The following is a 24479-nucleotide window of genomic DNA, read 5'->3' as shown; positions in this document are numbered from 1 at the left end:
CCGTCATCCCGGCCCAGCGGCCGACGTTTCCGGGATGACGCTTAACCTTAGGCCCCCGCCGGTTTCGGACTGGTCTTCTGAACCATTTCGTTGAGCTGGAAGCCGATGCGGCGCGCCTCGCGCTCTTCCGGCTTCTTCACCGCGCTCAGCACCACATTGATCTGGCTGTAGTGCTGGATCAGGCGCACAGGCTTGCCGTCCGCGTTACGGCCGAAGAACATGATCAGATCCGGTCCCCAGAAGCCGACGTCCACGATTTGCATCGTGCCGTCGCCCGGCAGGCCGACGACGCGCGCGCCGATCTCCTCGTCCTTATCGAGATTGGCCTCGAATTCCTCGATCAGCTTGGACAGGCGGACAAAGGCCCATTCCGCCGGATTGTCCCGCATCCGAACGCCCTCGGCGAGAGCCGCCGCCTCATTCTGGGGGTCGGCCAGCACGGGCTGCGGACAAGGCGTATCGCCGCAGTCCGAAAACATGGCGGGGTCGGCCTTGGGCGCTTCGACGGCGGCTTGGATTTCGGGCGTTTCTTCAATCATGCCGCAAACCTAGCGCGCACAAGCGGTCAGAACAGCCCCTGTCCCTTCGGCAGTTCGACATAGCGGTGCACGCGCGTCGACAGGATCAGGCCGAAACCGACCATCACCGTCATCATCGACGATCCGCCATAGGACAGCATCGGCATGGGCACGCCGACGACCGGCGCCAGCCCCATCACCATCGCCCCGTTGATGAGCATGAACAGGGCCACGAAGGCCGTCATGCCCGCCGCGCTCAGACGACCGAAATGGCTGTGCGACAGCGCCGCGATCCGCAACGAAATCAGGATCAGCGCCACATAGCAGGCTATGACGGTGAAGGAGCCGATGAAGCCGAACTCCTCCGACACCGTCGAGAAGATAAAGTCCGTGTGGCGTTCCGGCAGGAACTCCAGCTGGCTCTGACTGCCCAGGCCATAGCCCTTGCCCATCAATCCGCCCGAACCCAGGGCGATCTTGGACTGGATGATGTTGTAGCCCGTGCCCGACGGGTCGGCTTCAGGGTTCAGGAAGGTCAGAACCCGGTTACGCTGATAATCGTGCATGCCGAACATCACGAAAGGCGGGATGACGGCCACGGCGGCGGCGACGCCTGCGCCGATCACGCGCCAGCTCAAGCCCGCCATGAACATCATCACCCCCCCGGTCAGGCCGATGATCATGGCCGAGCCGAGGTCCGGCTGCTTGGCCACCAGGATGAAGGGGACGCCGATAATCCCGGCCGGAAACAACAGCTTCCACGACCAGCGCGCGTCCTGAGCCGAATGTCCATGATACCAGCGCGCCAGGGCCAGCACGAGGCCGATCTTGACGAACTCGGCCGGCTGGATGCGGATGAAGCCCAGGTGGAGCCAGTTCTTGGCGCCGCCCGCCACGTACCCCAGCGGGGTGAACTCAACCAGCATCACCATGAACAGCAGGACGCCATAGACGGGATAGGCCGCGTGGAACCACCACTTCGGGTGGACCATGGCCAGGGCGATCATGCCCGCCAACAAAACCCCGAAACGGATCAGATGCTTGGCTGCCCACGGCTGCCAGTGGCCGCCCGCGATCGAATAGAGCATCGCCGTGCCGATCCCGGCCAGAATGCACAGCAGGCCGATGATGCGCCAGTCCAGCTCTGCGAACTTGGTGGACAGGCGATCGCGTTCGCCGGGGCGGGTCAGGGCGGAAGCGGTCATTGTCCGGGCTCCGTCAACGGCGGCGGGGCGACGGCGGCGCCTGCATCGGCATCGCCGTTGTCGATGGGCTCGCCTCTGGCTTCAGCTTCGCGGACGCCCGCGTCCTCCTGAGCCTCGAAACCGGCCGATTCGATGCGGGCGCGGATTTCGGGGTCCTTGAGCAGGGCCACCTTCATCGCTTCGCGCGCGCGCGGTGCCCCGGCCGTCCCCCCGCCCAGACCGCCATGCTGGACGATAACCGAGACGGCGTAGCGCGGATTGTCGGTCGGCGCATAGGCGACGAAAAGGTTGTGGTCCTTCTGGTCCCACGGACGGCCCGCCCCCTTGCGCGACCCGGAGCCATAGTTGCGCGCCTGGGCCGTGCCGGTCTTGCCCGCCATCTTGACCGTGCCCAAGCCCAGCTGACTGTTGCGGAAGCCCGTGCCCCCGGCGGCCGTCACCGCCTCCATGCCGTCGCGCAGCACCTGAATCATCTCGGGCGTATAGGGCAGGTCGGCGAAGGCGCTGCCGCCCTGCTCGACCCCGCCGATCGACTTGATCAGGCGCGGCGTCACCGCCTTGCGGCCATTGGCGATCCGCGCCGTATAAACGGCCAGTTGCAGGGCGTTCACCGTCAGCGCGCCCTGGCCGATGCCATAGCTGGGATTCTCGCCCGGATACCATTTCGTATCGCCGCGCACCGGATTCTTGCGGCGCCACTCGCGGTCCGGCACCAACCCGGCCTTCTGGCCGCCGATGCCGATATCGAATGTCTGCCCAAAGCCCAGATCCCGCGCCGTCTCCGCGATGGCGTCCGGCCCCATCTCTGCCGCCAGCGTCATGAAGTAGACGTTGCACGACGCCTTGATGGCCCCGCGCAGATCCAACGCGCCATGCCGCCCCAGACAGGCGAAGCGCCGCCCCAGATAGAAGCTGCCGCCGCAGAAGATGCGCCGCGACGGGTCCAGCCCCCGCTTCATCGCCGCCAGCCCCACGACCGGCTTGAAGGTCGAGCCCGGCGCGAAGGTCCCGCTCAACGCCTTGTCCAGCAGGGGGCGGCGCTCATAGTCGGCCAGGGCGCGATAGATCCTGGACGGCACCCCCGACACGAACAGGTTTGGATCGAACGACGGCGAAGACACCATCGCCAGGATGTCGCCGTTGCGCACATCCATGACCACCATGCTGCCGGCCTCTTCGCCGAAGACCTCCAGCGCCCGCTGCTGGACGTCGTTGTCCAGCGTCAGCACGATCTCTGACCCCTGCACCGCCGGACGCGAACCCGCGATGTCCTCGGCCACGACGCGGCCCCGCGCGTTGACCTCGACCCGCTTGCCGCCTTCGACGCCGCGCAGATCCAGGTCCAGCGAGCGCTCAATGCCCTGACGGCCGATGCGGAAACCGGGGTTGAACAGAATGGCGGGCGGCTGCTCGCCCTTGTCGCGGATCGCCTTCACGTCGCGATCCGAGACCTTGGCCACATAGCCGACCACATGGGCGTAGGCGCCGCCGTGCGGATAGTAGCGGGCCTCGTTCATGTCAGCCATGACGCCGGGCAGCTCGGCCGCGTGCAGGTTGACCTTGGAGAACTCTTCCCAGGTCAGGTCGCTCTTGACCGGAACCGGCGAGAAGCGCGGCGCGGCGTTGACCTCGCGGATGATGGTGCGTCGCCGCTCCAGCGTGTCCGGCAGCAGTTGGCCCAGCAGGTCCAGCGTCTGATCCAGATCCTTGGTCTCATCGCGCACGACCAGCACGCGGAAGCTGGGCCGGTTGCCGGCGATGACCACGCCGTTGCGGTCCTTGATCAGGCCCCGCGGCGGCGGGACCTGACGGAAGTTGAACTGATTGCGGGTCGCCAGGGTGGCGAACTCTTCGGACTTGAACAACTGCAGGTGCGCCAGCCGCCCGACCAGGGCCAGACCGCCCAGCGCCGTCGCCCCGCCCATCAGCATGGTGCGCCGCAGGAAGGAGCCCTGCCGTTCGTTCACATCGGAAAAGAAGATATGCGGTTCGCTGCTCATCGGAATCGCACGTCCGCGTCGTCGAAACGCTCGATCAGCCAGCCGGCCAGAGGGAAGAGCAACAACGTCGGGATCATCTGCCCCATGATAGCCAGCAGATTGGGCGCATTCCCAAGGCTGCCGCGCGTCACAAAATAGGCCACCGCAAACGCCAGCCCCGTCGAGGCGACATAGAGGGCGAACAGGACGATGGTCGCCTGCCCCGCCAGATATTTCGAAGCCAGCAGAATGGCTCCATAGATCAGCAGCAGGTTAAGCGCCCACATCCCTGCCTTGCCGCCCCAGAAGAAGTCCAGAAACAGTCCCAGACCGAACAGCACGACCGGCGCCAGCATCGACGGCCGGATCAGCGGCCAGGCGAAGGCCAACACCATCGGCCAGACCGGCTCAGGCAAGGTCAGGCCGAACAGGCGCAGCGGAATGGCGAACAGAATGGTCGCGGCTGCGGCGATCAGCGCCGGGTAGCCGATCCACTGCATCGGACCGACCATCCGTACGGTGATCGTCCGTCTCACTCGCGGCCCCCGTCGGGCGTTCCAGCCGCAGGTGCGGCAGGCTGGGTCGCGGCTGGGAGCGGCGGGGCGGCCGGAACCGGCGGCGGGGCGGCGTTGGCGGCGCGCACACGGTCGGCGGCGGCCTTGACGGCGGCGGCGCGGCGGGTCGCCACATCCTGAATGGCGGCGGCCTGGGCGGCGGTCGGCGGCGGCGCCGTCTTCAGGCTGGACAACGGCGGTGCGTTCAGCGCGTTCTGATCAGCCAGCTGGCCGAAATCCTGGAACAGCAGGACGCGCACATAGTCGATGGCCGTGCGGTCGCTGTACAGCTTGACACGCCAGGAGCCGTCGACCCCCTTGGCCACGACGCCGACCGGCAGGCCGCGCGGGAATCCGCCGCCGTCGCCCGAGGTCAGGATGCGGTCGCCGTCCTGCACCGAGCCCTGTCCACGCACATAGTCCAGACGCGGGCTGCGGCTGCCGTCTCCGGTCAGCATGGCGCGCGCGTCGGTGCGTTCGACCATCACAGGAATACGCGAAGCCACATCGGTCAGAAGAACCATGCGGCTGTAACCGCCGGCGGCGCCCGCGATGCGGCCGACCAGGCCGTGCTCGCTCAGGACCGGATTACCCACGCGCACGCCCTTGGCGGCGCCCACGTTCAGCAGGCGCGAACGCGCGAAGGGGCCGCGCGCATCAGTAATGGCCCGCCCGGCCGTCATCTCGATCGGCGGTTCGGTCTGCAGGCCCAGCAGTTGTTCATAGCGTGCGTTGAGGTTCTTGAGCGCCAGGGCGTCGTCGCGCCATGCGCTCATCTCCGCCAGTTCACGGCGCAGGCGACGGTTCTCGGAGACGGCGAAGAAATAGCCTTTGACGAAGTCGACGGCGTCGCCCGTCCATCGCACAGGAGCGGCCAACACCCCGCCCGTCGTTCCGGCGGCGGTATCAAACGCAGCCTGTGCGGGCTGGAGATCATCCACGCTCGGCGGCGGGCGATCGGCGAGCAGAAGCATGATCGCCGCGACGATGCCGCCGACAACCATGACCGCAGCCGTCCAGGCCAGCGGCACCTTCAGATTCTCGAACGGTCCGTCGCGAAACGCCACGGCCAGCCCTTCCTGCTAGAGCTCAGGGATCAGCGGGCCGAGGCCCGCCTTCGCGTGTGAAACAACCGTCGGGGGCGGCCTATAGCAGTCTGCGGCGCCCCCGGCGGCCAGTCAGTCTGTTAGAGCGACGCCTCAAGCACGCCCTTCATCCACGACGGGTGCTCCAGCACCTTGCCGCAGCCGATGGCGACGCACGACAGCGGATCGTCCGCCACCTGAACCGGCAGGCCCGTGTGGTCGCGGATCTCGGTGTCCAGACCACGCAGCAGAGCGCCGCCGCCCGTCAGCATGATGCCCTTGTCGGCGATGTCGGCGGCCAGTTCCGGCGGCGTGGCTTCCAGCGCGACCTTCACGGCTTCGACGATCTGGGCCACCGGCTCGGCCAGGGCTTCCGCCGCCTGGCGCTCGCTCATCTTCACTTCGCGCGGCACGCCCTGCATCAGGTCGCGGCCCTTGACCTCGATCGACAGGCCTTCGCCGTCGGCCGGGACGCGGGCAGTGCCGATGTCCTTCTTGATGCGCTCGGCGGTCGTCTCGCCGATCAGAAGGTTATGGTTGCGGCGCATATAGGCGATGATGGCGTCGTCCATCATGTCGCCGCCGACGCGGACCGAGCGCGAATAGACCACGCCCGACAGCGACAGCACGGCCACCTCGGTCGTGCCGCCGCCGATGTCGACGACCATAGAGCCGGTCGGCTCATGGATCGGCAGACCGGCGCCGATCGCGGCGGCCATCGGCTCGGGCAGCAGGCCGACACGGCGCGCCGAGGCGTTCAGGCAGCTGTCGTGAATGGCGCGGCGCTCAACCGCCGTGGCGCCCGAGGGGACGCAGACGATCATCTTCGGATTCACGAAACCCTTGCGGTTGTGAACCTTGCGGATGAAGTGCTTGATCATCTCTTCGGCGACTTCGAAGTCGGCGATGACGCCGTCGCGCATCGGGCGGATGGCTTCCATGTGGCCGGGCGTCCGGCCCAGCATCTGCTTGGCCTCAAGGCCGACAGCGTGGACGATCTTGCGGCCGCCGACGTTGCGCAGGGCGACGACCGACGGCTCGTTCAGGACGATCCCCTTGCCGCGCATATAGATCAGGGTGTTGGCCGTCCCCAGATCCATCGCGATGTCATTGGAAATCATGCCGAAGAGGGGTGAAAGCATGGGCGTCGGTTACCGCTTTAGTTCGGGCCTGCAAGGGCGTGAATTTCATTCGTCCGCTGTGGCGACGCCCTACCCCCGCTTCGCGTAACCGCAAAGCCGTCCTGACCGTCTTCGCCGAGCCGACTACAGGCCCGTTTGCCCTCATGCCGCGGGGATTGCAAGCGCCTATGGCTTCTCGATCACAGGCTTGTCACGGCAAGGCTTGAAAGCCTTGCCAGTCAAGCTTTCCAGCCCCGCTTGGGCCGCACGCGGATCAGACCGCCGGAATGCCTTCGGCCTCAAGCACGCGCTGTACGGCCGGGCGCGCCTGCACCCGGTCAAGATGGTCGTTCAGCCTGGCGAACCGGGTCTTGTCCAGCAGCCCCGCCTGACGCGCCCAGCGCGTGAAGACCATCAGATAGCCGTCCGCCATCGAATAATCTTCGCCCATGACCCAGGGGCCGGTCAGCACATGGTTCTCGGCCAGATCGTACTTCTCCAGCGCAATCTTCACGGCCTCCTCCTTCGCCTCGCCTTCCAGCGCCGGTCGTGAGAACAGCGTCTTGCCGATGGCCGGATGCAGCGACGAGGCCAGCCAGCCGTTGACGGCCTGCATCCGCGCGAACTCGAACGGGTCTTTCAGATCGGCCAGTCCGGCCTGCGGATGCGTCTGCGCCACATAGGCCAGGATGGCCGCGTTCTGGGTGATCACGCCCTCGGAGGTCTGAAGCGCCGGGGTCACGCCCGCCGGATTGATCGCCAGATATTCCGGCGTCCGCTGCTGACCGGCGCGCAGGTCGATCTTCTCGATCTCATAATCCGCGCCCGCCTCTTCCAGACCGATGTGCGAGGCGATGGCGCAGGCGCCGGGGGAGTAATAAAGCTTCAGCATGGTCGTTCTCCGATCAATCGACTGACAGGCCGCGCGCAGCCTCACGGCGCTTCACCCACTCGCGCACCGCCAGCATCAATACAAGCCAGACGGCGGCGACCGCCGCAAGGATCACCGAGGTCCAGACGCCGTCGCCGCTGACCGCCGCCATGAAGGATCCGCCGAAGAAGGCGACCAGCGCCGTCTTGGGCAGGACGCCCAGCGCGCATCCCGCCAGATAGGCCGGGAATGAGGCGCGCACGGCGCCGAAGGCCATGTTCACGACGATGAAGGGCGCCGACGGGACATTGCGGATGATGAAGCTGGCCGAAAAGGCGTTGCGGCCGACGAACCTGCGGATGCGCTCAACCGTCCCGCCGCCGTACCGCTCCAGCGTCCGCGCGGTCGGCCCGCGCCCCAGCCAATAGGTCACGGCCGCCGAGGCGATGGTGGCGATCCAGCTATAGAGAAATCCGAACCACGGCCCGAACGCCACCACGCAGGCGGCGATCAACAGGAACTGCGGCACGCCGATGAAGGCCGACAGGGTGAAAACAACAACCGCCGCCGCCAGTCCCCACGGCCCGGCGCGATACCCCGCCAGCCAGTGCTCCAGCCGATCCTCAGCCCCCAGCGCCAACTGCGTCTTGCCCAGAGCGAACAGGGCGATGATTCCCGCCAGCAGCAGCAGGGTCACGGCCAGGGTGCGCCACCGTCTGGCCTCCATATTCAGCAGAAAATCGACGACCCGCCGCATAGATTTCGCCCAAATCGCCTTTTGATCGTCCGCGACGCGCACAAACGTTGTGCGGCCCTGCGGGGTTGCGTATCAAGCCTTCGCCTCCCCGGCTCTCTTCACATCCTCCAGACAGGATAGCCATGTCCAGCCTTCAGTCCGCCTCCCTCGCCCGCGTCAAGCCTTCGGCCACCCTGGCCGTGACCGCCCAGGCGCGCGAGCTGAAACGTCAGGGTCGCGACGTGATCGGCCTGGGCGCCGGCGAGCCGGACTTCGACACGCCCGACAACGTCAAGGCGGCGGCCATCGAAGCCATCAAGCGCGGCGAGACGAAATACACCGACGCCGACGGCATGCCCGAACTGAAGGCGGCGATCGTCGCCAAGTTCGCCCGCGAAAACGACCTGACCTACGAGACCAACCAGATCCACGTCGCCTCGGGCGGCAAGCCGGTGATCTACAACGCCTTCGTCGCCACCCTGAATCCGGGCGACGAGGTGATCGTGCCCGCGCCCTACTGGGTGTCCTACCCGGACATGGTGCTGCTGGCCGGCGGCGAGCCCGTCACCGTGGTCGGCGAGGAAGCCGACGGTTTCAAGCTGCGCCCCGAAGTGCTGGACGCGGCCATCACGCCCAGGACCAAGTGGCTGATCCTCAACTCCCCGTCGAACCCAACCGGCGCCGCCTATACCCGGGCTGAGCTGGAAGCCCTGGCCGAGGTGCTGCGCAAGCATCCGCAGGTCTGGATCCTGACCGACGACATGTATGAGCACCTCGTCTATGGCGACTTCGACTATGTCACCATCGCCCAGGTCGCGCCGGACCTGTATGACCGCACCCTGACCTGCAACGGGGTGTCCAAGGCCTATGCCATGACCGGCTGGCGCATCGGCTATGCAGGCGGCCCCAAGCCCCTGATCGACCTGATGCGCAAGGTCGCCAGCCAGACGACCTCCAACCCCTCCTCCATCAGCCAGTGGGCCGCTGTCGAGGCCCTGAACGGCCCGCAGGACTTCCTGGCTGAGCGCGCCGCCGCCTTCGAGAAGCGTCGCGACCTGGTCGTCTCCATGCTGAATCAGGCCGACGGCATTCGTTGTCCGAAGCCGGAAGGCGCCTTCTACGTCTATCCGTCGATCGAGCAGTTGATCGGCAAGACGACGCCTTCGGGCGTGGTCATCGACAATGACGAGACCTTCACCGCCGAGCTGCTGAACGCCGAGGGCGTGGCCGTGGTCCAGGGCGCGGCCTTCGGCCTCAGCCCCTATTTCCGCATCAGCTACGCCACGTCGGAAGCGGTGCTGGAAGAAGGCTGCACCCGCATCCAGCGCTTCTGCGCCAGCCTGAAATAAGCTCTCAGTGAACCGGCGCCGGCGGAATGTTCAACGTCGGCGCCGTTTTCAGGATGAACTCGCTGCACCAGACGATGGCGCGACGCGAGTTGTCGACCACCCCGCCGGGAATGCGTGACAGGCGACAGGCGGCGTCCGGCTCACCCTCAACCTCGGGCCCTGCGTAAAGCACGATCGGGCCGTCGGGCAGGCTTCCCTCGCGATACAGCATGATCAACGGCGGCACGGAACGCACGGCCAGCGCCGCGTCATCCCGCGTCATGTCCTCGCCCAGAAGAGCGCGTGCCTGACCGCCCGGATCGCCCGACTCCAGACGAAACAGCTGCGCGCTCAGGGCGTCGCCCGGCTCTGGCCTCAATGTAAAACTTGGCGGCTGTTGCGCGCCCAGTTGCCCGGCGACAAGAAGCGCCGCCAGCATCAGGTCGCCCGGCTGACAGCGAAGTCGGCCAGGGACTCCAGTGCCGAGCGCCACGGCCCGGCGGGCAGCGCCTGCAAGGCGGCCTTGGCCCGGTCGGCGTATTCAGTCGCCGTATCCAGGGTGGCTTCGACGGCGCCGCTGCTGACGATCAACTGGCGCGCCCGCTCGAAATCCTCGGGCTTGCGGTCGCCCTTGGTGATGACGCGGTCCCAGAACAGGTCCTCGGTTCCCTTGGTCCGCTGAACAGCCAGCAACAGCGGCAGGGTCGCCTTGCCCTCGTTGAAGTCGTCGCCGGCGTTCTTGCCCAGCGTCTCGGTCGCGCCGCCGTAATCCAGGGCGTCGTCCGCCAACTGGAAGGCGATGCCCAGACCCATGCCGTAGTCACGCAGGGCCGCGACCTGTTCATCCGTGGCGCCCGCTCCGACCGCGCCGGACTCGGCGGCGGCGGCGAACAGCTCGGCCGTCTTGGCGCGGATGATCTGCAGATAGGTGTCTAGGTCCAGATTCAGGTCATGGGCGCGCGTCAGTTGCAGCACTTCGCCCTCGGCGATCACGGCCGAGGCCCGCGCCAGAATGCCGAGCGCACGCAGCGAATCCGTCTCGACCATCAGCTCGAACGCGCGCGCGAACAGGAAGTCGCCCACCAGCACCGAAGAGGCCGCGCCCCAAATCAGGTGCGCCGCGACCTTGCCCCGGCGCATTTCCGAGCCGTCGACGATGTCGTCATGCAGCAGGGTGGCGGTGTGGATGAACTCGACCGAGGCGGCCAGTTTCTTGGGGCCTTCGATGTCGCCGGTCTGGCCCGCCGCGCGCGCCGCAGCGACCGTCAGCAGGGGACGCAGACGCTTGCCGCCCGCCGAGACCAGATGCTCGGCCAGCAGGGGGATCACCGGCACATCGGACTGCATCCGCGCGATGATCAGGGCGTCGACCGCCGCCATGTCGTCCTTGGCCAGACGAACCAGGGCGTCTACATCGCCCTTGGGCCGGGAGGCGACGGCGAGAGCTGCGTCCACGAAAATCTCTTTCAGCACAGGGGCGAAGGGGGAGATTCGCCCGAAATTCACACGCATCCGCTTGCCCGGACGCGACGCGGCGCACAATGGTGGCGGCGTCATGATGGGTCAAGCCGAGTCATCCCTTACAACCGCCGCCGATGTTGCGGAATCCGCTCTGCTGGGCGGACGCATACGCCTGCGCCAGCCTGCGCGCGGCTATCGCGCCGGTCTGGACGCGGCTCTGCTGGCCGCCGCCGTCGGCGCCCGACCGGGCGAACGGGTGATCGAGGCCGGCTGCGGCGCCGGGGCGGTGCTGATGCAGATCGCGGCGCGACGGCCCGAGGCCCAGCTGACCGGACTGGAGCGCGACGCCGCCGCCGCCGCCCTGGCCCGACAGAACGCAGAGTTGAATCAGGCCGCCTCGCGCACGACCATATTGGACGGCGACGTGGCCCACGCCTTCCGCGCCCTGGACCTGCCGCCGTTCGACTGGGCGATCAGCAATCCGCCCTTCTTCGACGATCCCGGCGCCCTGCGCGCCCCCGCCGAGGGCAAGCGCGGCGCCTGGATGGCCGACGACGGCCTGTCGGCCTGGACCGGCTTTTTGCTGAAGGCGGTGCGCGAGGGCGGACGCATCGTCATCATTCACCGCGCCGACCGGCTGGCCGACATCCTTGCCCTGCTCGCGCCCAAGGCCGGTTCGTTCGCCATTCGCCCGATCCAGCCTTACGTCGATCAGCCCGCCAAACGGGTGCTGGTTCAGGCCATCAAGACGGGCAAGGCGCCGCTGCGCCTTCTGCCGCCGTTGATCGTACACGACCGCGCGGGGGCCAAGCACACCCTACAGGCCGAGGCCATTCTGCGCGGCGAGGCCGAACTCGGCTTCTGACCGCCGGGCCTCTACCCCTTCAGCAGGCGATCACGCGCTGCATTGACGCGGGCGGCCAGGCCTTCGGTCCCGCCCTGATCGGGATGGGCGCGCGCCATCAGGCGGCGCCAGGCGGCCTGCACCGTCTGCGCGTCGGCCCCGGCCGTTACGCCCAGGATCGCCCGCGCCTCGGCTTCGCTCATCCGCTCTGAGGGCTGAACCTTCGGCACCGCGAGCCGGACGCGCGACTGCACAGCCAGCCAGACCCCGGCCAGCGCCATGCCGCCGCCGATCAGCCACGCCCCGCGCGCCGCCGCCAGCACCGCCCCGGCCAACAGGGCCGCGCTCAGTATCGTCGCCGAGATGCGCCAGTGACCGCGCCGGGCGCGCTCGGTCTGACGGCCCAGCCGCACCAGAGCCCACAGGGCCACGGCGGCCAGACCCAGCCAGATCAATCCCATAAAGCTCTATCGGCCCATGAAGCAGTCAGGCCGCCGCGTCCATCGCCGCGATGGCGTCGTCCAGCCCCAGCGCCTGCATCAGATTGCGCATTTCCTGCCGCGCTGCCACGTGGGCCAGCGACACCGACACCGGGCGGATATCGTTCGACAGGTCCGCCACCGTCAGGCCGAAGGGGAAGAGTTCGCGATAGATGACCCGGTCGCGCAGACCCGGCCCGACGCGGAAGCCGACCCGTTTGGCCAGCTTGGCCATGCGCGAGGCCAGACGGCGACGGTTGCGGGCCTCGGCCACGGCCAGACGGTTGGTGACCACGATCCAGTCGATCGTCACCTGGCGGCCCTCGGTGATGGCGCGGTGCTTGCGCGCCTCCCAGACGCTTTCCGAATAGATCGAGGGGCGGATCAGATCCAGCGTCACCGGGTCCACCTCGCCCAGCAGGTCGAAGTCGACGAAGCTGTCGTTCATCGGAGTGACGATCTGATCAGCCCGGCCATGCGCGGCGCGCGACAGCGGCGTATCCCCGCCCGGCGTATCGATCAGGATGACATCCGCCGACGACTTGGCGTAGCTGAACGCCGCCTCGAAACGCGACAACTGCTCGGCCTCATCCGCCTTATGCAGCACCTTGCCGTCGCCCATGTCGGGAACGATGGGCAGCGGCAGCACATGGCCGTTGGCCTTGGTCCAGGCGGCGCGGTTGGCGAAGAAACGCTCCAGCGAGCGCTGGCGCAGGTCCAGGTCGATGATGGCGACCTTGCGACCGGCATGAAGAAGGCCGGTGGCGATGTGAATGGCCAGGGTGGACTTGCCCGCCCCGCCCTTTTCATTGCCGATGACGATGACCTGAGGCTGCGCCATGTGAAATCCCACTGTGATCAGCAGGCGCGACTCATCTCTGTCCGCAGCCCGCCCATGCCGCGCAGGATCGGGCCGCGAGAGCCAATCGTCAACGAAACCTTAAGCTGAGCCTGTGGACGATCAGGCCGCCGCGCCGCCGGAGCGCGCACACCAGGGGTCCGACGCCGCCAGATCGCGGCACAGAATCTGCGCCTGTTCAGCCGTAGCGGCGACCTTCAGCCGGACCAGACGGCGCCCGCCGACCTCGACCGCCTCATAGGCAGGCTGAAGCCCCGACAGGGCCGCCCCGCCCGTGCTGCGGCTCAGGCGCGACCACGCCGCCCGGGCGCCCTCCTCGCTGGAAAAGGCGCCGAGCTGCACATGGCGCGCCGTCGGCGTCGATGGTCGTTCCGCCGGGACGGCAGGCGCAGGGGCCTCGAAATCAGGATAGGCGCTTGCGGCGGGCGCGGCCGCAGAGGTCCGACGAACCTTGCCCAGACCTTCCTTGGCGACCAGACCTTCGCGCGCGTCCCACAGCTCGTGCGGGGTCATCAGCTCGACCTTCAGCGGCGCTGCACGCTGACGCGGAGTGGAGGATGCAGCTCCCGACGCCGCCTGACCCTCCGCTTCAGCCGATACCGGGATGGCGGCGACAGACTGCGCCAGAGCCTCGAAACGGTGCGGATCGCGCTCGTTCACGCCGCAACTCGCCAGCACCAGGGCGGCCGCCGAAAGGGCGACGGCAAGCGGCAGTCGATGCAGGACGGGCTGGATCATAACGCCACCCTCGCCCGCCCTGCTTTGAGACGGAGTTAACGCGCCGATTCAGCCGATGGCGCCGACGCCGCCCTCGACCTCGCCCGGCGCCACGTCGGCGTCGGTCAGAGCCAAGGTCCAGCCGTGGTGCGTGTTCAGGCCCCAGCGACGCGCGCCCGAGCCGTCGCCCGCATCGCCGCCCGCCGTGACCACCACGCGGCGGCCCTTGGGCAGGGCCGGCGGATCAATCTTGCCAACGGCCAGAGACGTCGGCGTCTCGCCGCCGTAACCGTCGAACACGCTGAGCATCGACCACTCGCGACGCAGGCCGATCCACCAGGGATCATCGCCGCTGATGGACAGGACCGCCACGCCCTTGCCCTCGGCCGCATGGGCCAGGGCCGCCTGCGGATCGAGGACCAGCTTGATGTCGGCGGCGGCGCCGAAACGAAGGCGGGCGCCGTCCACGGCCTTGGACGGATCGATCGGCGCCCAGACTTGGACCTGCAGACGGCCCTGACGCGCCAGACCCCAGCCGACGATCTCGCGCCACAGGTGTTCGACGGCTTCGCGGTTTTCGGGTTCGCACTGCTTCAGGATGCGGGCCTGAACGGCCTGCTCGCGATCGGGGCGCAGCTTGGTGTGGGGGCCGGTCGGCGCGTCCTTGGCCTTGCCCACCTGGGCGGCGACGGACAGGCGGCGCTCGAACAGCTCGAGGATCTGATCGTCCAGGCTGTCGATTTCGGCGCGCAGGGCGGCCAGCGCCTTCTGTTCGGCGCTCAGTTCAGCGGATTCGGCGGGCCAGACTTGCTGGATGGCGGATTGCGACATGGGAGATGGCTTTCAGCATGGGATTTCGATGGGGAGGTCGCGTCCCGCCGACAGAAGGTCAGGCGTGAACGCGCGTACTGGCCGCTTGGGGAGAAGCGGTCGCCAGCGAGACAGTCAGGGTTTGGTTAGAAGCCCGACGCCTCAGCCGGCGTATCGAAAGCCGTAATAGCCGTAGCCAAAATAAAAGCCGGCCACCGCGCGCGAGGTGGTTTCAAGGGTCATTTGTGCGCGCAGCGAGGACATGAATCCGGTCCGGTTTCTGGATCAGGGTTGATCCGACCGGGCCTTACAACAGCAAATTTTATGCGCGGTCAAGCCTCAGGAGCCGTAAAGAGAACAAACCGTGTGCGGTTGTCGCTGAAATCCTGCAGATCGTTGCGCAGAACCGACAGGCCATAGACCTCAGCCGCGCGAGCGGGCGCGACGGCGGCGCGCGAGACGTCGCCCGCCTCGGCCACCGCAGCGGCCGCGCCCCCGGTGTCGAACACCTCGACGGACGCGATCGCCATCTCTTTCAGCGCCTTGGAGCACTGTTGCAGGGCCACAGGGTGGCTCTCGGCCGTCTTCACGTCCGACAGCCGCGCCTCGGGCACGCCCAGCAGGGCCAGCCGGATCGGCCGCCAGGCGTCGCTGACCGCCACCAGTCCCGCCTCTCGAACAAGCGTAGCGGCGGGCTCGACCACGCCCACGGTCGAGTTCTCGACCGGGATCAGGGCGCAGTGGCAGTCGCCGGTCAAGACAGCGTCGATCGCCCCCTGAAAGGTCTCGAAGCCGACCGCTTCGTCCCACGGGCGCAGGTCCAGGCAGGCTTCGTGGCTGAAGGCGCCCGGCGCGCCCTGATAGGCGACGCGGCCGGGCGTTTCGTCGTCTGACGTCATGCGGCCTCGGACCGGGCCTGCCGCCCGGCCTTGAGGCGCTCGGCGACCAGGAAGGCCAGCTCCAGCGCCTGATCCGCGTTCAGGCGCGGGTCGCAGTGGGTGTGATAACGGCTCGACAGGTCGTCTTCGGTCACCGCCTGAGCGCCGCCGATGCATTCGGTGACGTTCTGGCCGGTCATTTCCAGGTGGACGCCGCCGGGGTGGACGCCCTCGGCCTCGGCCACGTCGATGAAGGTGCGGACCTCGCCCATGACGCGATCGAACGGACGGGTCTTGTAGCCGTTGCCGGCCTTCAGCGTATTGCCGTGCATCGGGTCGATCGACCAGATGACGCGCTTGCCCGCCGCCTTCACCGCCCGCATCAGGCCCGGCAGACGGTCGCCCGCCTTGTCGTGACCGAAGCGGCCGATCAGCGTCAGACGGCCGGGGATGTTGTTCGGGTTCAGGGCGTCGATCAGCGGCAGCAGGTCGTCCGCCGTCATGGTCGGCCCGCACTTGACCCCGATGGGGTTGGAGATGCCGCGCATGAACTCGATGTGGGCGCCGTCCAGTTGGCGGGTGCGCTCGCCGATCCACAGCATGTGGGCCGAGGTGTCGAACCATTCGCCGGTCGAGCCGTCCAGGCGCGTCAGGGCGCTCTCGACGTTCAGCAGCAGGGCTTCGTGGCTGGTGAAGACCTCGACGCGCGACAGGTCGGGATGCGTCTCGGGCGTGACGCCGACCGCCTCCATGAAGGCCAGGGCCTCGGTGATCTTGTCGGCCAGCTCGCGGTAAGCCGCGCCCGCGCCGTCGTCGGCGAAGCCCAGCGTCCAGCGGTGGATGTTGTAGAGGTCCGCATACCCCCCGCCCGCAAAGGCGCGCAGCAGGTTCAACGTCGAGGCCGACTGGTTATAGGCGCGGATCAGGCGCTGCGGATCGGGCGTGCGCTCTTCCGGGGTGAAGCCCATGCCGTTGATGATGTCGCCGCGATAGGACGGCAGCTCGACCCCGCCGATCTCCTCAACCGGCGACGAGCGCGGCTTGGCGAACTGACCGGCGATACGGCCCACCTTCACCACCGGCTTGCGACCGGCGAAGGTCAGGACCACCGCCATCTGCAGGATCAGGCGGAAGGTGTCGCGGATGTTGTCGGTCGAGAACTCCTTGAAGCTCTCGGCGCAGTCGCCGCCCTGCAGCAGGAAGGCGTCGCCCGCCTCGACCTGCGCCAGGTGGCTGGTGAGCTTGCGCGCCTCGCCCGCAAAGACAAGGGGCGGCATCGCGCGCAGCTCGTCTTCGACGCGCGCCAGTTCGGCGGCGTCCGGATAGTCCGTCGGCATATGCAGAACGGGCTTGTTTCTCCAGGATTCGGGGGTCCAGCGCTTACTCATGCCGCCAAGATAGGCTTTTCAGCGATCTGGAACAACAAACCTTGCAGAAAATTACCCGATCAGCGGTTTCCATGCCTCACCCTCGGGCAAGGGTGCGAACAAGGCCTCGATCTGGGCGTCGGAAACCGAAGAAAGCTCGGCCGGCGACCACTTCGGCGCATTGTCTTTGTCGACGATGACGGCGCGGACGCCCTCCTGGAAATCATGGGTCTGCACCACGCGCCCGCCCAGCGCATATTCCATCGCCATGTTGTCGGCGAAGTCGGTCAGGGTCGCCCCCGTGCGGATCTGGCGCAGCGAGACCTTCAGCGACTGCGGCGACTTGGTTTTCAGGATGTCCAGTTGCTTCAACGCCCACTCCGAACCGTCGGCCTGAAGGGCGGCGACGATCTCCTCGACCGTGTCGAAGGCGAACAGGCGGTCAATGGCCTCGCGGTGCGGCGCCAGCGGCGAAGGCCCAGCGTCCCCGGCGACGCGGTGGGCGACCGCCTTGGGATCGGCAGGCGCGGCCAGCAGATCGGCCTTCAGGCCCTCGATAGCCTCGCTCGGCACGTAATGAGTGTGAATGCCCAAGGCCACCGTATCCGCCGCCTTCAGCCGCGCGCCGGTCAGGGCCAGCCAGACTCCCGTCTGGCCCGGCAGGCGCGGCAGGAACCAGCCGCCGCCCACGTCGGGGAACAGGCCGATGCCGGTTTCAGGCATGGCGTAGGTGGTGCGCTCGGTGGCGATGCGGATGTCGGCGGGTTCGCTGATGCCCACGCCGCCGCCCATGACGATGCCGTCCACCACCGCCGTGATCGGCTTGGGATAGACGAACATCAGATGGTTGAGTTGATACTCGGCCTTGAAGAAGGCCTTGGCTTCTGACGCGTCCCCCGCCCCGCTCTCGGCGATCATGCGGATGTCGCCCCCGGCGCAGAAGCCGCGCTCGCCCGCGTGGTCGATCAGCACCGACTGAACCGCGTCGTCCGCGCGCCAGGCCAGCAGCGCCTCGATCATCGCCTCGCACATCGCCCGGTTCAGGGCGTGGATCGCCTTGGGCCGGTTCAGGGTGATGCGGCCGATGCCGTTCTCGATACGGGTGATGACTTCGAGTTCGCTCATTTCGCCAGCTCCCGCGCGATGATCACCCGCATGATCTCGTTCGTGCCTTCCAGAATGCGGTGAACGCGCAGGTCGCGCACGATCCGCTCCAGCGGATAGTCCTTCAGATAGCCGTAGCCGCCGTGCAGCTGCAGCGCCTGATCGGCGATCTGGAAGCAGGCGTCGGTCGTCAGGCGCTTGGCCATGGCGCACCACTTGGTCTTTTCGGCGTGGCCGGTGTCGATGGCCCAGGCGCCGCGAAGCACCATCAGACGGGCGGCCTCAAGATCCGTGGCCATGTCCGCCAGCTCGAACTGGGTGTTCTGGAACTGGCCGATGGCCTGACCGAACTGCTTGCGGCCGGCGACGTATTCTTGCGCCGTCTCCAGCGCCAGACGCGCCCCGCCCAGCGAGCAGGCGGCGATGTTGAGGCGCCCGCCGTCCAGACCGGCCATGGCGTATTTGAAACCCGCGCCTTCCTCGCCCACCAGATTGGCGACCGGCACCCGGCAGTCGTCGAAGCTGACCACGGCGGTCGGCTGGGCGTTCCAGCCCATCTTCTTCTCATTGGCGCCGAAAGACAGGCCCGGCGTCCCCGCCTCGACCACGAGGGTCGAGATGCCCTTAGGGCCCTCGCCGCCCGTGCGGACCATGACGACATAGACGTCCGACGTCCCGGCGCCGGAAATGAAGGCCTTGGCGCCGTTCAGCACATAGTGGTCGCCATCGCGCACCGCCGTCGTCCGCAGCGCCGCCGCGTCCGAGCCCGAGCCGGGCTCAGTCAGGCAGTAGCTGGCGATCTTCTCCATCCCGACCAGCGACGGCACGAAGCGCGTCCGCAGCTCGTCCGAGCCGAAGCTGTCGATCATCCACGTCGCCATGTTGTGGATCGAGATGAAGGCCGCCGTCGCCACGTCGCCGCGCGACAGTTCTTCAAAGATCACCGCCGCCTCGACCCGGCCCAGACCCATGCCGCCGTGTTCCTCGCCCGTATAAATGCCGGCGAAACCCATCTCGGCGGCAGCCTTCAGCACGTCGACCGGGAAATGCTTGTCCTCGTCCCAGCGGGCCGAGTGCGGGGCCAGCTCGGCCTCGGCGAAGGCGCGGGCCGCGTCCTGAATGGCGCGTTGATCGTCGGTGAGGGCGAAGTTCATGAAAGCTCCCGCATTACAGCCTGCCCTCTGACGGGGCGTTCGGGGCGCTTCTAACGGCTGGCGGCGCGCGCGTCACCTTGCTGTCGGCTCCCACCTAGATTTCCGCTCATCCCGGCGGACGCCGGGATCCAGTACTTTGGCTTCAAACCTACCCATTCAAGTTCATGCCATGGCGCCCCCAATGTCAGCGATGCGCGCGTGGCTTTCACTGGGTCCCGGCGTCCGCCGGGATGAGCGGGGAGAAAGGGTGTTCGCCCGCTTGGACAGTTCGTCTTTTGCCTCTCCCCGCGCTTTGTTTTAAGCCGCGCATCATGACCATCCCCTTCCAGCCCGCCGCCTTCCCCTACGCCCGCCCTCGCCGCCTGCGTTCGCAGCCGTGGGTGCGCCGTCTGGTCGCCGAGACGACGCTGACGCCCGCCGATCTGATCTGGCCGCTGATCGTCCATGACGGCCCGGAAGACCGCCAGCCGGTCGCCTCCATGCCGGGCGTCTTCCGCCTGTCGCCCAGGGAGGCCGCCAAGGCCGCCGTCGAGGCGCGCGATCTGGGCATTCCGATGGTCGCCCTCTTCCCCAATGTGAACGACGGGCTGAAGGATAATGTCGCCACCGCCGCCACCGACCCGGACGGCCTGATCCCCGACTGCATCCGCGCCATCAAGGACGCCGCGCCCGAGATCGGCGTCATGACCGACGTGGCGCTGGACTGCTACACCGACCACGGCCACGACGGCGTTCTGGAGAACGGCCGTATCGTCAATGACCCGACGCTGGAGCGACTGGCCGAACAGGCCTTCATCCACGCCCACGCAGGCGCCGACGCCGTGGCGCCGTCCGACATGATGGACGGCCGTGTTCAGGCCATCCGCGAGGCGCTGGAGGCCAACGGCCTGAGCGACACCCTGATCATCAGCTATGCGGCCAAATACGCCTCGGCCTTCTATGGCCCGTATCGCGACGCGGTCGGTTCGTCCAAGTCGCTGACCGGCGACAAGAAGACCTATCAGATGGACTTCGCCAACGCCGAGGAGGCCCTGCGCGAAGTGGCGATGGACCTGTCGGAAGGCGCCGACGCCCTGATCGTCAAGCCGGGCCTGCCCTATCTGGATATCGTCCAGTTGGTGTCGCAGACGTTCAAGGTTCCGACCTTCGCCTATCAGGTGTCCGGCGAGTACGCGATGATGCAGGCCGCCTTCGCCAACGGCTGGCTGGACCCGGACCGCGCCATCCTTGAAAGCCTGCACGCTTTCAAGCGCGCGGGGGCGTCCGGCGTCATCAGCTATTTCGCGCCTCAAGCCGCGCGGATGATGGGCTAAGCCTTTATCCAGAATCAAGCGGTCGGATCGACCGCCTTGCCGTACTTGCCTCGGAAATAGGTCAGAGCGTCGCCCGGCCGCGTGTCGAACGCCTCGACCCGGCCGACAATGACCAGGTGATCGCCCATGACGATGCGGTCATGGGTCTGACAGGTCAAGCGCGTCACCGCGTTCAGAAGGCGCGGCGGCTCGGGATCATCAACCGCGAACTCATCGTCCGACAGACGGCACACCCCCCAGGCGAAACGGTCGGACATGGCCTTGTCCTCGACCGGCAGCATATGAACGGCGAAGCGCTCGGCCCCGGCGAAGGCGTCATGTCGGTCGGACTTGATGTCCATGCACCACAGCACCAGCGGCGGGTCCAGCGAGACGGAGGTGAAGCTGTTCACCGTGATCCCCATCGGCCCGTCGACCGTATGGGCCGTGACCACACATACCCCCGTCGCAAACCCGCCCAGCGCCCGGCGATAGGCGCGAGGATCGAATTCGGCGGCGGGAAAAGCGGACGCGTCGGACATGGCCCTCAGCTAGGCCGTGCGGCCCGCATCGGCAAGGGCACAAGGGCGCTGCATCACGTGCAACCGCTTCTTAAGCCCCGCATGGGATGTAAGGCGAACGAACACGGTTAAGACGGACCCCGCCCCATGGCGCTGAATGATCGCCCGATCCTGATCAAGAAGGTGAAAAAGGTTTCCGGCGGCGGACACCACGGCGGCGCGTGGAAGGTGGCCTATGCCGATTTCGTCACCGCCATGATGGCCTTCTTCCTGCTGATGTGGCTGATCAACACGACTGACCCGGAACAGAAACGCGGCATCGCCGAATACTTCGCCCCGGCCAGCGTATCCGCCTCCACCTCGGGCTCAGGCGGCATTCTTGGCGGCACGTCGCTGGGCGATTCCGAAGGAGCCAAGGGCGCCGGCTCCAACGCCGTCATCGAACAACTGGCCCCGGCCGCGCCCGACGCCCCCCAGGACGCAGGCCAGAACTCCAACCTGGCCTCGGCCAGCGAGGCCGCCCTGCGCGCCGAAATCGCCCGGCGCGAGGCCGCCGACTTCGCCAGCGCCGCCGAATCCCTGCGTCAGGCCATGCAGTCCATGCCGGAACTGGCCGAACTGTCGAAACAGCTGATCATCGATCAGACGCCCGAAGGCCTGCGCATCCAGCTGGTCGACCAGGAAGGCCGCTCGATGTTCGAGAACGGCTCGGCCCGCCCCAACCCGCGCGCCCAACTGTTGCTGCGTGCCGTGGCAAAGGTCATCAACCAACTGCCCAACCGCATCTCCATCACCGGCCATACCAGCGCCGTCGCCGGCTCCAGCCGCGCCAGCAGCCCCGGCGACTGGCCCCTGTCCTCGGCCCGCGCCGACGCCTCGCGCCTGACGCTGCAGGGTGCGGGCGTGAACGCCGACCGGGTCTATTCCGTCGCGGGCAAGGCGGGGTCCGATCCGCTGTATCCGGACGATCCGTCGCTGGCGGGCAACCGCCGCATCGCCATCGTCCTGCTGCGCGAGGCGCCGGTCCTGCCCACGGACACCAGCCTGTGAGGAAGCGCGGCGATAAGCCCGCCGCGCGAAGAAGGCTTGCGAAAACGGCTGGTTGCGCGCCAAATCAGGACATGAGCCGCGCGTACCCATCCAGCCCCTGTGCGGGCGCTGACACCATCACGGAGCGACAGCCGTGACGCAGCACTTCTTCTCGCGCCAGCTCCGATTCTTCATGACGGCCAGCGCCCCCTGCCCTTACCTGCCGGGCAAGTTCGAGCGGAAGGTCTTCGCCAACCTGCCGTTCAGCGACGGCGCCGACGTCAACGACGCCCTGACCCAGGCCGGGTTCCGCCGCAGCCAGAACATCGCCTATCGCCCGGCGTGCGAGGCCTGCGCGGCCTGCGTCTCGGTGCGGATTCCGGTGGCTGAGTTTGAGATGTCCCGTTCACGCCGCCGCATCCTTGCCCGCAACGCCGACCTGTCGCGCGACCTAGTCGAGGCCGAGGCGACGATGGAGCAGTTCGACCTGCTGCAACGCTATCTGAACACCCGCCACCCCGGGGGCGGAATGAGCGACATGAGCTGGTCCGACTATGTCTCCATGGTCGAGGACACCGCTGTTCGCACCCATCTGATCGAATACCGCCTGCCCAGCGAAGACGACGGGCCCGGCCGTCTGGTCGGCGTCTGCCTGACCGACCTGCTGCATGACGGGCTGTCCATGGTCTACAGCTTCTTCGACCCGGATATGGAGCGCCGCAGTCTGGGCCGCTTTGCTATCCTGGACCACCTGCAACAGGCCGAGACGGTGGAACTGCCCTATGTCTACCTCGGCTACTGGGTCCAAGGTTCGCCCAAGATGGACTACAAGGCCGAGTTCCGCCCGCTGGAGGCTCTGCGCCCCTGGGGCTGGGAGCGGCTGTAAGGCCCCTCTCCCACAAGGAGAGAAGGAATTACGTCGTCGGCACCGCCGTGCCCGTGGCTTGGGACACCCCGCCCCAGGGGCCGTCATCACGGCCGCCAGCGAACTGCACCAGCGCCGCGATGCGTTTCTCAATCGGCGGGTGCGTCGCGAACAGGCCCGAAAAACCCGTCTTCTCGGCCGTGTTGTCCAGGAACATGCCGCGCAGTTCGTCCGGCGCCTCGATCTTCGACTGGCCCGACACCTTTCTCAGCGCCGAGATCATGGCGTCCGGGTTCTTGGTCAGTTCCACCGCCCCGGCGTCGGCCACATATTCGCGCGTCCGTGACAGCGTCATGCGGATGACGGCGGCCAGCCCAAAGCCGATCACCCCGATGGCCAGACCGATCAGGATCAGCGGCATGGCGTTCTTGTTGTCCCGCCCGCGTCCGCCGCGCATGTAGAACAGGCTGCGGAACACCAGTTCGGCGATCACGCTGATGATGCCGGCAAAGATCGAGGCGATCACCATGGTCCGCACGTCCTTGTTGATGACGTGCGTCAGTTCGTGCGCCAGGACGCACTCCATCTCATCCCGGCTCAGGGTCTGCATCAGGCCGCGCGTGACGGTGACGCTATAGTTGCCCTCATGCAGGCCCGACGCATAGGCGTTCAGCGACGGGCTCTCGATGATGCGCAGGGCGGGCGTCTTCATCCCCCGCGAGATCGCCAGATTCTCCAGCAGGTTGTAGAGTTCAGGCTCGACCCGACGCTCGACCTTTCGCGCGCCCGTCATGACGTCGATCATCATCTGGTTGCCGAAATAGGCGATGACGAACCAGATCGCCGCAGCGATGGCGGCGAAGGGGACGGTCCAGCCCAGCATCGAAGCTGCCAGCGCCAAATCCTGCCCCAAATCCCCGCCCGAGTTGGGCAGCAGGCCGAACCCCATCATCAGCACCTGAACGCCGAACAATATGCCGACCAGCAGCACCGGGAACCCGGCCAGCAGGATCGCTGACCGGGCGTTGTTCCGCCAGATATGGGTCTTGAGGCCGACGGCCTGACCGAAAACCGCCATTGGGGCTTAGAACTTCACCGTCGGCGGCGCGGCGTTCAGGCCGGCGCGCTCGCTCTCGCCCACGTCGAAGAAAGGCTTGTCGGCGCCGAAGCCGAACATCCCGGCGAACAGGACGGTCGGGAACTGGCGGCGAACAGCGTTGAACTCGCTGACGGCGTTGTTGAAGAAGCGACGCGCGGCGGCCAGCTTGTTCTCAATGTCCGACAGGTCCATCTGCAACTGCTGGAAGTTGGTGTTGGCCTTCAGGTCGGGATAGGCCTCGGACACAGCGAACAGGCGCCCCAGCGTCGCCGTCAGCATGTTCTCGGCCTGCACCTTTTCATCAACCGTGCGAGCGCCCGCGGCGGCGGCGCGCGCCTGTGTCACAGCGTCCAGCGTGCCGCGCTCGTGCGTGGCGTAGCCCTTCACCGTCTCGACAAGGTTGGGGATCAGGTCCTGACGCTGCTTCAGCTGCACATCGATGTCAGCGAACGACTGGTTGGCGGTCTGATCCAGCTTCACCAGCCGGTTATAGGCGCCGACCACGACGAACAGCAGAATGGCGACGATGACGCCGATGATGATCAGGGTGATCATTGAGCCTCCTCCAGAGTTTCAGACGGAATATGGGGGGACTTCCCCGCC

The 24479-nt window shown here is 67.2% G+C and carries 26 protein-coding genes; 5 read left to right on the top strand and 21 right to left on the bottom strand.

Annotated elements, in window-relative coordinates:
• Positions 1–47: 47 nt before the first annotated feature.
• The 8 genes from RSD66_RS07945 to RSD66_RS07910 all read right to left on the bottom strand — a co-directional run bounded on the left by RSD66_RS07945 (position 48) and on the right by RSD66_RS07910 (position 8090).
• Entirely contained in the window at positions 48–539 is a 492-nt protein-coding gene (locus RSD66_RS07945) for a DUF6173 family protein (RefSeq protein WP_415287202.1), read from the bottom strand.
• A gap of 26 nt (positions 540–565) precedes the next feature.
• On the bottom strand, positions 566–1723 hold the full coding sequence (gene rodA / locus RSD66_RS07940; RefSeq protein ID WP_119411873.1) for a rod shape-determining protein RodA: 1158 nt from the start codon (positions 1721–1723) through the stop codon (positions 566–568).
• Positions 1720–3723: a penicillin-binding protein 2 gene (gene mrdA, locus RSD66_RS07935; protein WP_119411872.1), complete on the bottom strand. Its 2004-nt coding sequence runs from the start codon at positions 3721–3723 to the stop codon at positions 1720–1722. The genes rodA and mrdA overlap by 4 nt, the downstream gene beginning before the upstream one ends.
• Positions 3720–4238, bottom strand: a complete 519-nt coding sequence (locus RSD66_RS07930) for a hypothetical protein (protein ID WP_415287200.1) — start codon at positions 4236–4238, stop codon at positions 3720–3722. Before RSD66_RS07930 ends, mrdA begins: the two co-directional genes overlap by 4 nt.
• Positions 4235–5323, bottom strand: a complete 1089-nt coding sequence (gene mreC / locus RSD66_RS07925) for a rod shape-determining protein MreC (RefSeq protein ID WP_415287198.1) — start codon at positions 5321–5323, stop codon at positions 4235–4237. The genes RSD66_RS07930 and mreC overlap by 4 nt, the downstream gene beginning before the upstream one ends.
• A 119-nt stretch (positions 5324–5442) precedes the next feature.
• On the bottom strand, positions 5443–6483 hold the full coding sequence (locus RSD66_RS07920; protein ID WP_003168146.1) for a rod shape-determining protein: 1041 nt from the start codon (positions 6481–6483) through the stop codon (positions 5443–5445).
• Positions 6484–6736: 253 nt separating this feature from the next.
• A complete protein-coding gene (locus tag RSD66_RS07915; RefSeq protein WP_119411869.1) occupies positions 6737–7354 on the bottom strand; it encodes a glutathione S-transferase family protein in 618 nt (205 codons plus the stop codon).
• A gap of 13 nt (positions 7355–7367) precedes the next feature.
• Positions 7368–8090, bottom strand: a complete 723-nt coding sequence (locus tag RSD66_RS07910; RefSeq protein ID WP_415287195.1) for a TVP38/TMEM64 family protein — start codon at positions 8088–8090, stop codon at positions 7368–7370.
• Between the two features lie 122 nt (positions 8091–8212).
• Between RSD66_RS07910 and RSD66_RS07905 the strand changes: the two genes are divergently transcribed.
• Complete coding sequence (locus RSD66_RS07905; RefSeq protein WP_024352950.1) at positions 8213–9418, top strand: pyridoxal phosphate-dependent aminotransferase; 1206 nt, start codon at positions 8213–8215, stop codon at positions 9416–9418.
• Positions 9419–9422: 4 nt separating this feature from the next.
• Here the strand turns inward: RSD66_RS07905 and RSD66_RS07900 are convergent, their stop codons facing one another.
• Together RSD66_RS07900 and RSD66_RS07895 are read right to left on the bottom strand one after the other, a co-directional pair.
• Positions 9423–9836: a hypothetical protein gene (locus RSD66_RS07900; RefSeq protein ID WP_024352951.1), complete on the bottom strand. Its 414-nt coding sequence runs from the start codon at positions 9834–9836 to the stop codon at positions 9423–9425.
• Positions 9836–10909: a polyprenyl synthetase family protein gene (locus RSD66_RS07895; protein WP_119412398.1), complete on the bottom strand. Its 1074-nt coding sequence runs from the start codon at positions 10907–10909 to the stop codon at positions 9836–9838. Before RSD66_RS07895 ends, RSD66_RS07900 begins: the two co-directional genes overlap by 1 nt.
• Before the next feature lie 43 nt (positions 10910–10952).
• Here RSD66_RS07895 and RSD66_RS07890 point away from each other — a divergent pair, with 43 nt between their 5' ends.
• Complete coding sequence (locus RSD66_RS07890; protein ID WP_415287192.1) at positions 10953–11723, top strand: tRNA1(Val) (adenine(37)-N6)-methyltransferase; 771 nt, start codon at positions 10953–10955, stop codon at positions 11721–11723.
• Positions 11724–11734: 11 nt separating this feature from the next.
• Here RSD66_RS07890 and RSD66_RS07885 read toward each other — a convergent pair whose 3' ends face one another.
• The 8 genes from RSD66_RS07885 to RSD66_RS07850 form a co-directional block, all read right to left on the bottom strand.
• A complete protein-coding gene (locus RSD66_RS07885) occupies positions 11735–12163 on the bottom strand; it encodes a molecular chaperone DnaJ (RefSeq protein WP_415287190.1) in 429 nt (142 codons plus the stop codon).
• 25 nt (positions 12164–12188) lie between these two features.
• Positions 12189–13022, bottom strand: a complete 834-nt coding sequence (locus RSD66_RS07880) for a division plane positioning ATPase MipZ (protein ID WP_024352955.1) — start codon at positions 13020–13022, stop codon at positions 12189–12191.
• Positions 13023–13142: 120 nt separating this feature from the next.
• Positions 13143–13778: an SPOR domain-containing protein gene (locus RSD66_RS07875; protein ID WP_415287188.1), complete on the bottom strand. Its 636-nt coding sequence runs from the start codon at positions 13776–13778 to the stop codon at positions 13143–13145.
• 48 nt (positions 13779–13826) lie between these two features.
• Positions 13827–14588 carry a chorismate mutase gene (locus tag RSD66_RS07870; protein ID WP_415287186.1) on the bottom strand — a complete coding sequence of 254 codons (762 nt, stop codon included), beginning with the start codon at positions 14586–14588 and terminating at the stop codon, positions 13827–13829.
• Positions 14589–14899: 311 nt separating this feature from the next.
• Entirely contained in the window at positions 14900–15466 is a 567-nt protein-coding gene (locus RSD66_RS07865; protein WP_415287185.1) for a prephenate dehydratase domain-containing protein, read from the bottom strand.
• Complete coding sequence (locus RSD66_RS07860) at positions 15463–16833, bottom strand: class II 3-deoxy-7-phosphoheptulonate synthase (RefSeq protein WP_346522785.1); 1371 nt, start codon at positions 16831–16833, stop codon at positions 15463–15465. Before RSD66_RS07860 ends, RSD66_RS07865 begins: the two co-directional genes overlap by 4 nt.
• Positions 16834–16884: 51 nt before the next feature.
• Positions 16885–17937, bottom strand: a complete 1053-nt coding sequence (locus tag RSD66_RS07855; RefSeq protein ID WP_415289555.1) for an enoyl-CoA hydratase/isomerase family protein — start codon at positions 17935–17937, stop codon at positions 16885–16887.
• Positions 17934–19070 (bottom strand): isobutyryl-CoA dehydrogenase, encoded by a 1137-nt coding sequence (locus tag RSD66_RS07850; protein WP_415289554.1) that lies wholly within the window; start codon positions 19068–19070, stop codon positions 17934–17936. The genes RSD66_RS07855 and RSD66_RS07850 overlap by 4 nt, the downstream gene beginning before the upstream one ends.
• A 311-nt stretch (positions 19071–19381) precedes the next feature.
• Here RSD66_RS07850 and hemB point away from each other — a divergent pair, with 311 nt between their 5' ends.
• On the top strand, positions 19382–20383 hold the full coding sequence (hemB, locus tag RSD66_RS07845) for a porphobilinogen synthase (RefSeq protein WP_415289553.1): 1002 nt from the start codon (positions 19382–19384) through the stop codon (positions 20381–20383).
• A 14-nt stretch (positions 20384–20397) separates the two neighbouring features.
• Here the strand turns inward: hemB and RSD66_RS07840 are convergent, their stop codons facing one another.
• On the bottom strand, positions 20398–20904 hold the full coding sequence (locus RSD66_RS07840; RefSeq protein WP_003168128.1) for a flavin reductase family protein: 507 nt from the start codon (positions 20902–20904) through the stop codon (positions 20398–20400).
• 126 nt (positions 20905–21030) lie between these two features.
• On the opposite strand from RSD66_RS07840, the gene RSD66_RS07835 reads away from it, so the two are divergent.
• Entirely contained in the window at positions 21031–21933 is a 903-nt protein-coding gene (locus RSD66_RS07835) for a flagellar motor protein MotB (RefSeq protein WP_024352964.1), read from the top strand.
• Positions 21934–22066: 133 nt separating this feature from the next.
• Positions 22067–22798 carry an arginyltransferase gene (locus RSD66_RS07830; RefSeq protein ID WP_346522779.1) on the top strand — a complete coding sequence of 244 codons (732 nt, stop codon included), beginning with the start codon at positions 22067–22069 and terminating at the stop codon, positions 22796–22798.
• Positions 22799–22826: 28 nt separating this feature from the next.
• Here the strand turns inward: RSD66_RS07830 and RSD66_RS07825 are convergent, their stop codons facing one another.
• Both RSD66_RS07825 and RSD66_RS07820 read right to left on the bottom strand, forming a co-directional pair.
• Positions 22827–23855 (bottom strand): M48 family metallopeptidase, encoded by a 1029-nt coding sequence (locus RSD66_RS07825; protein WP_415289552.1) that lies wholly within the window; start codon positions 23853–23855, stop codon positions 22827–22829.
• A gap of 6 nt (positions 23856–23861) precedes the next feature.
• Positions 23862–24431, bottom strand: coding sequence for a LemA family protein (locus tag RSD66_RS07820; protein ID WP_024352967.1), 570 nt, complete (start codon positions 24429–24431; stop codon positions 23862–23864).
• Positions 24432–24479: the final 48 nt, after the last annotated feature.

Source organism: Brevundimonas sp. S1H14 (genome assembly GCF_047716865.1).
In the GTDB taxonomy this organism is placed as follows: domain Bacteria; phylum Pseudomonadota; class Alphaproteobacteria; order Caulobacterales; family Caulobacteraceae; genus Brevundimonas; species Brevundimonas naejangsanensis.
This window is presented reverse-complemented; position numbering and strand designations above follow the sequence as displayed.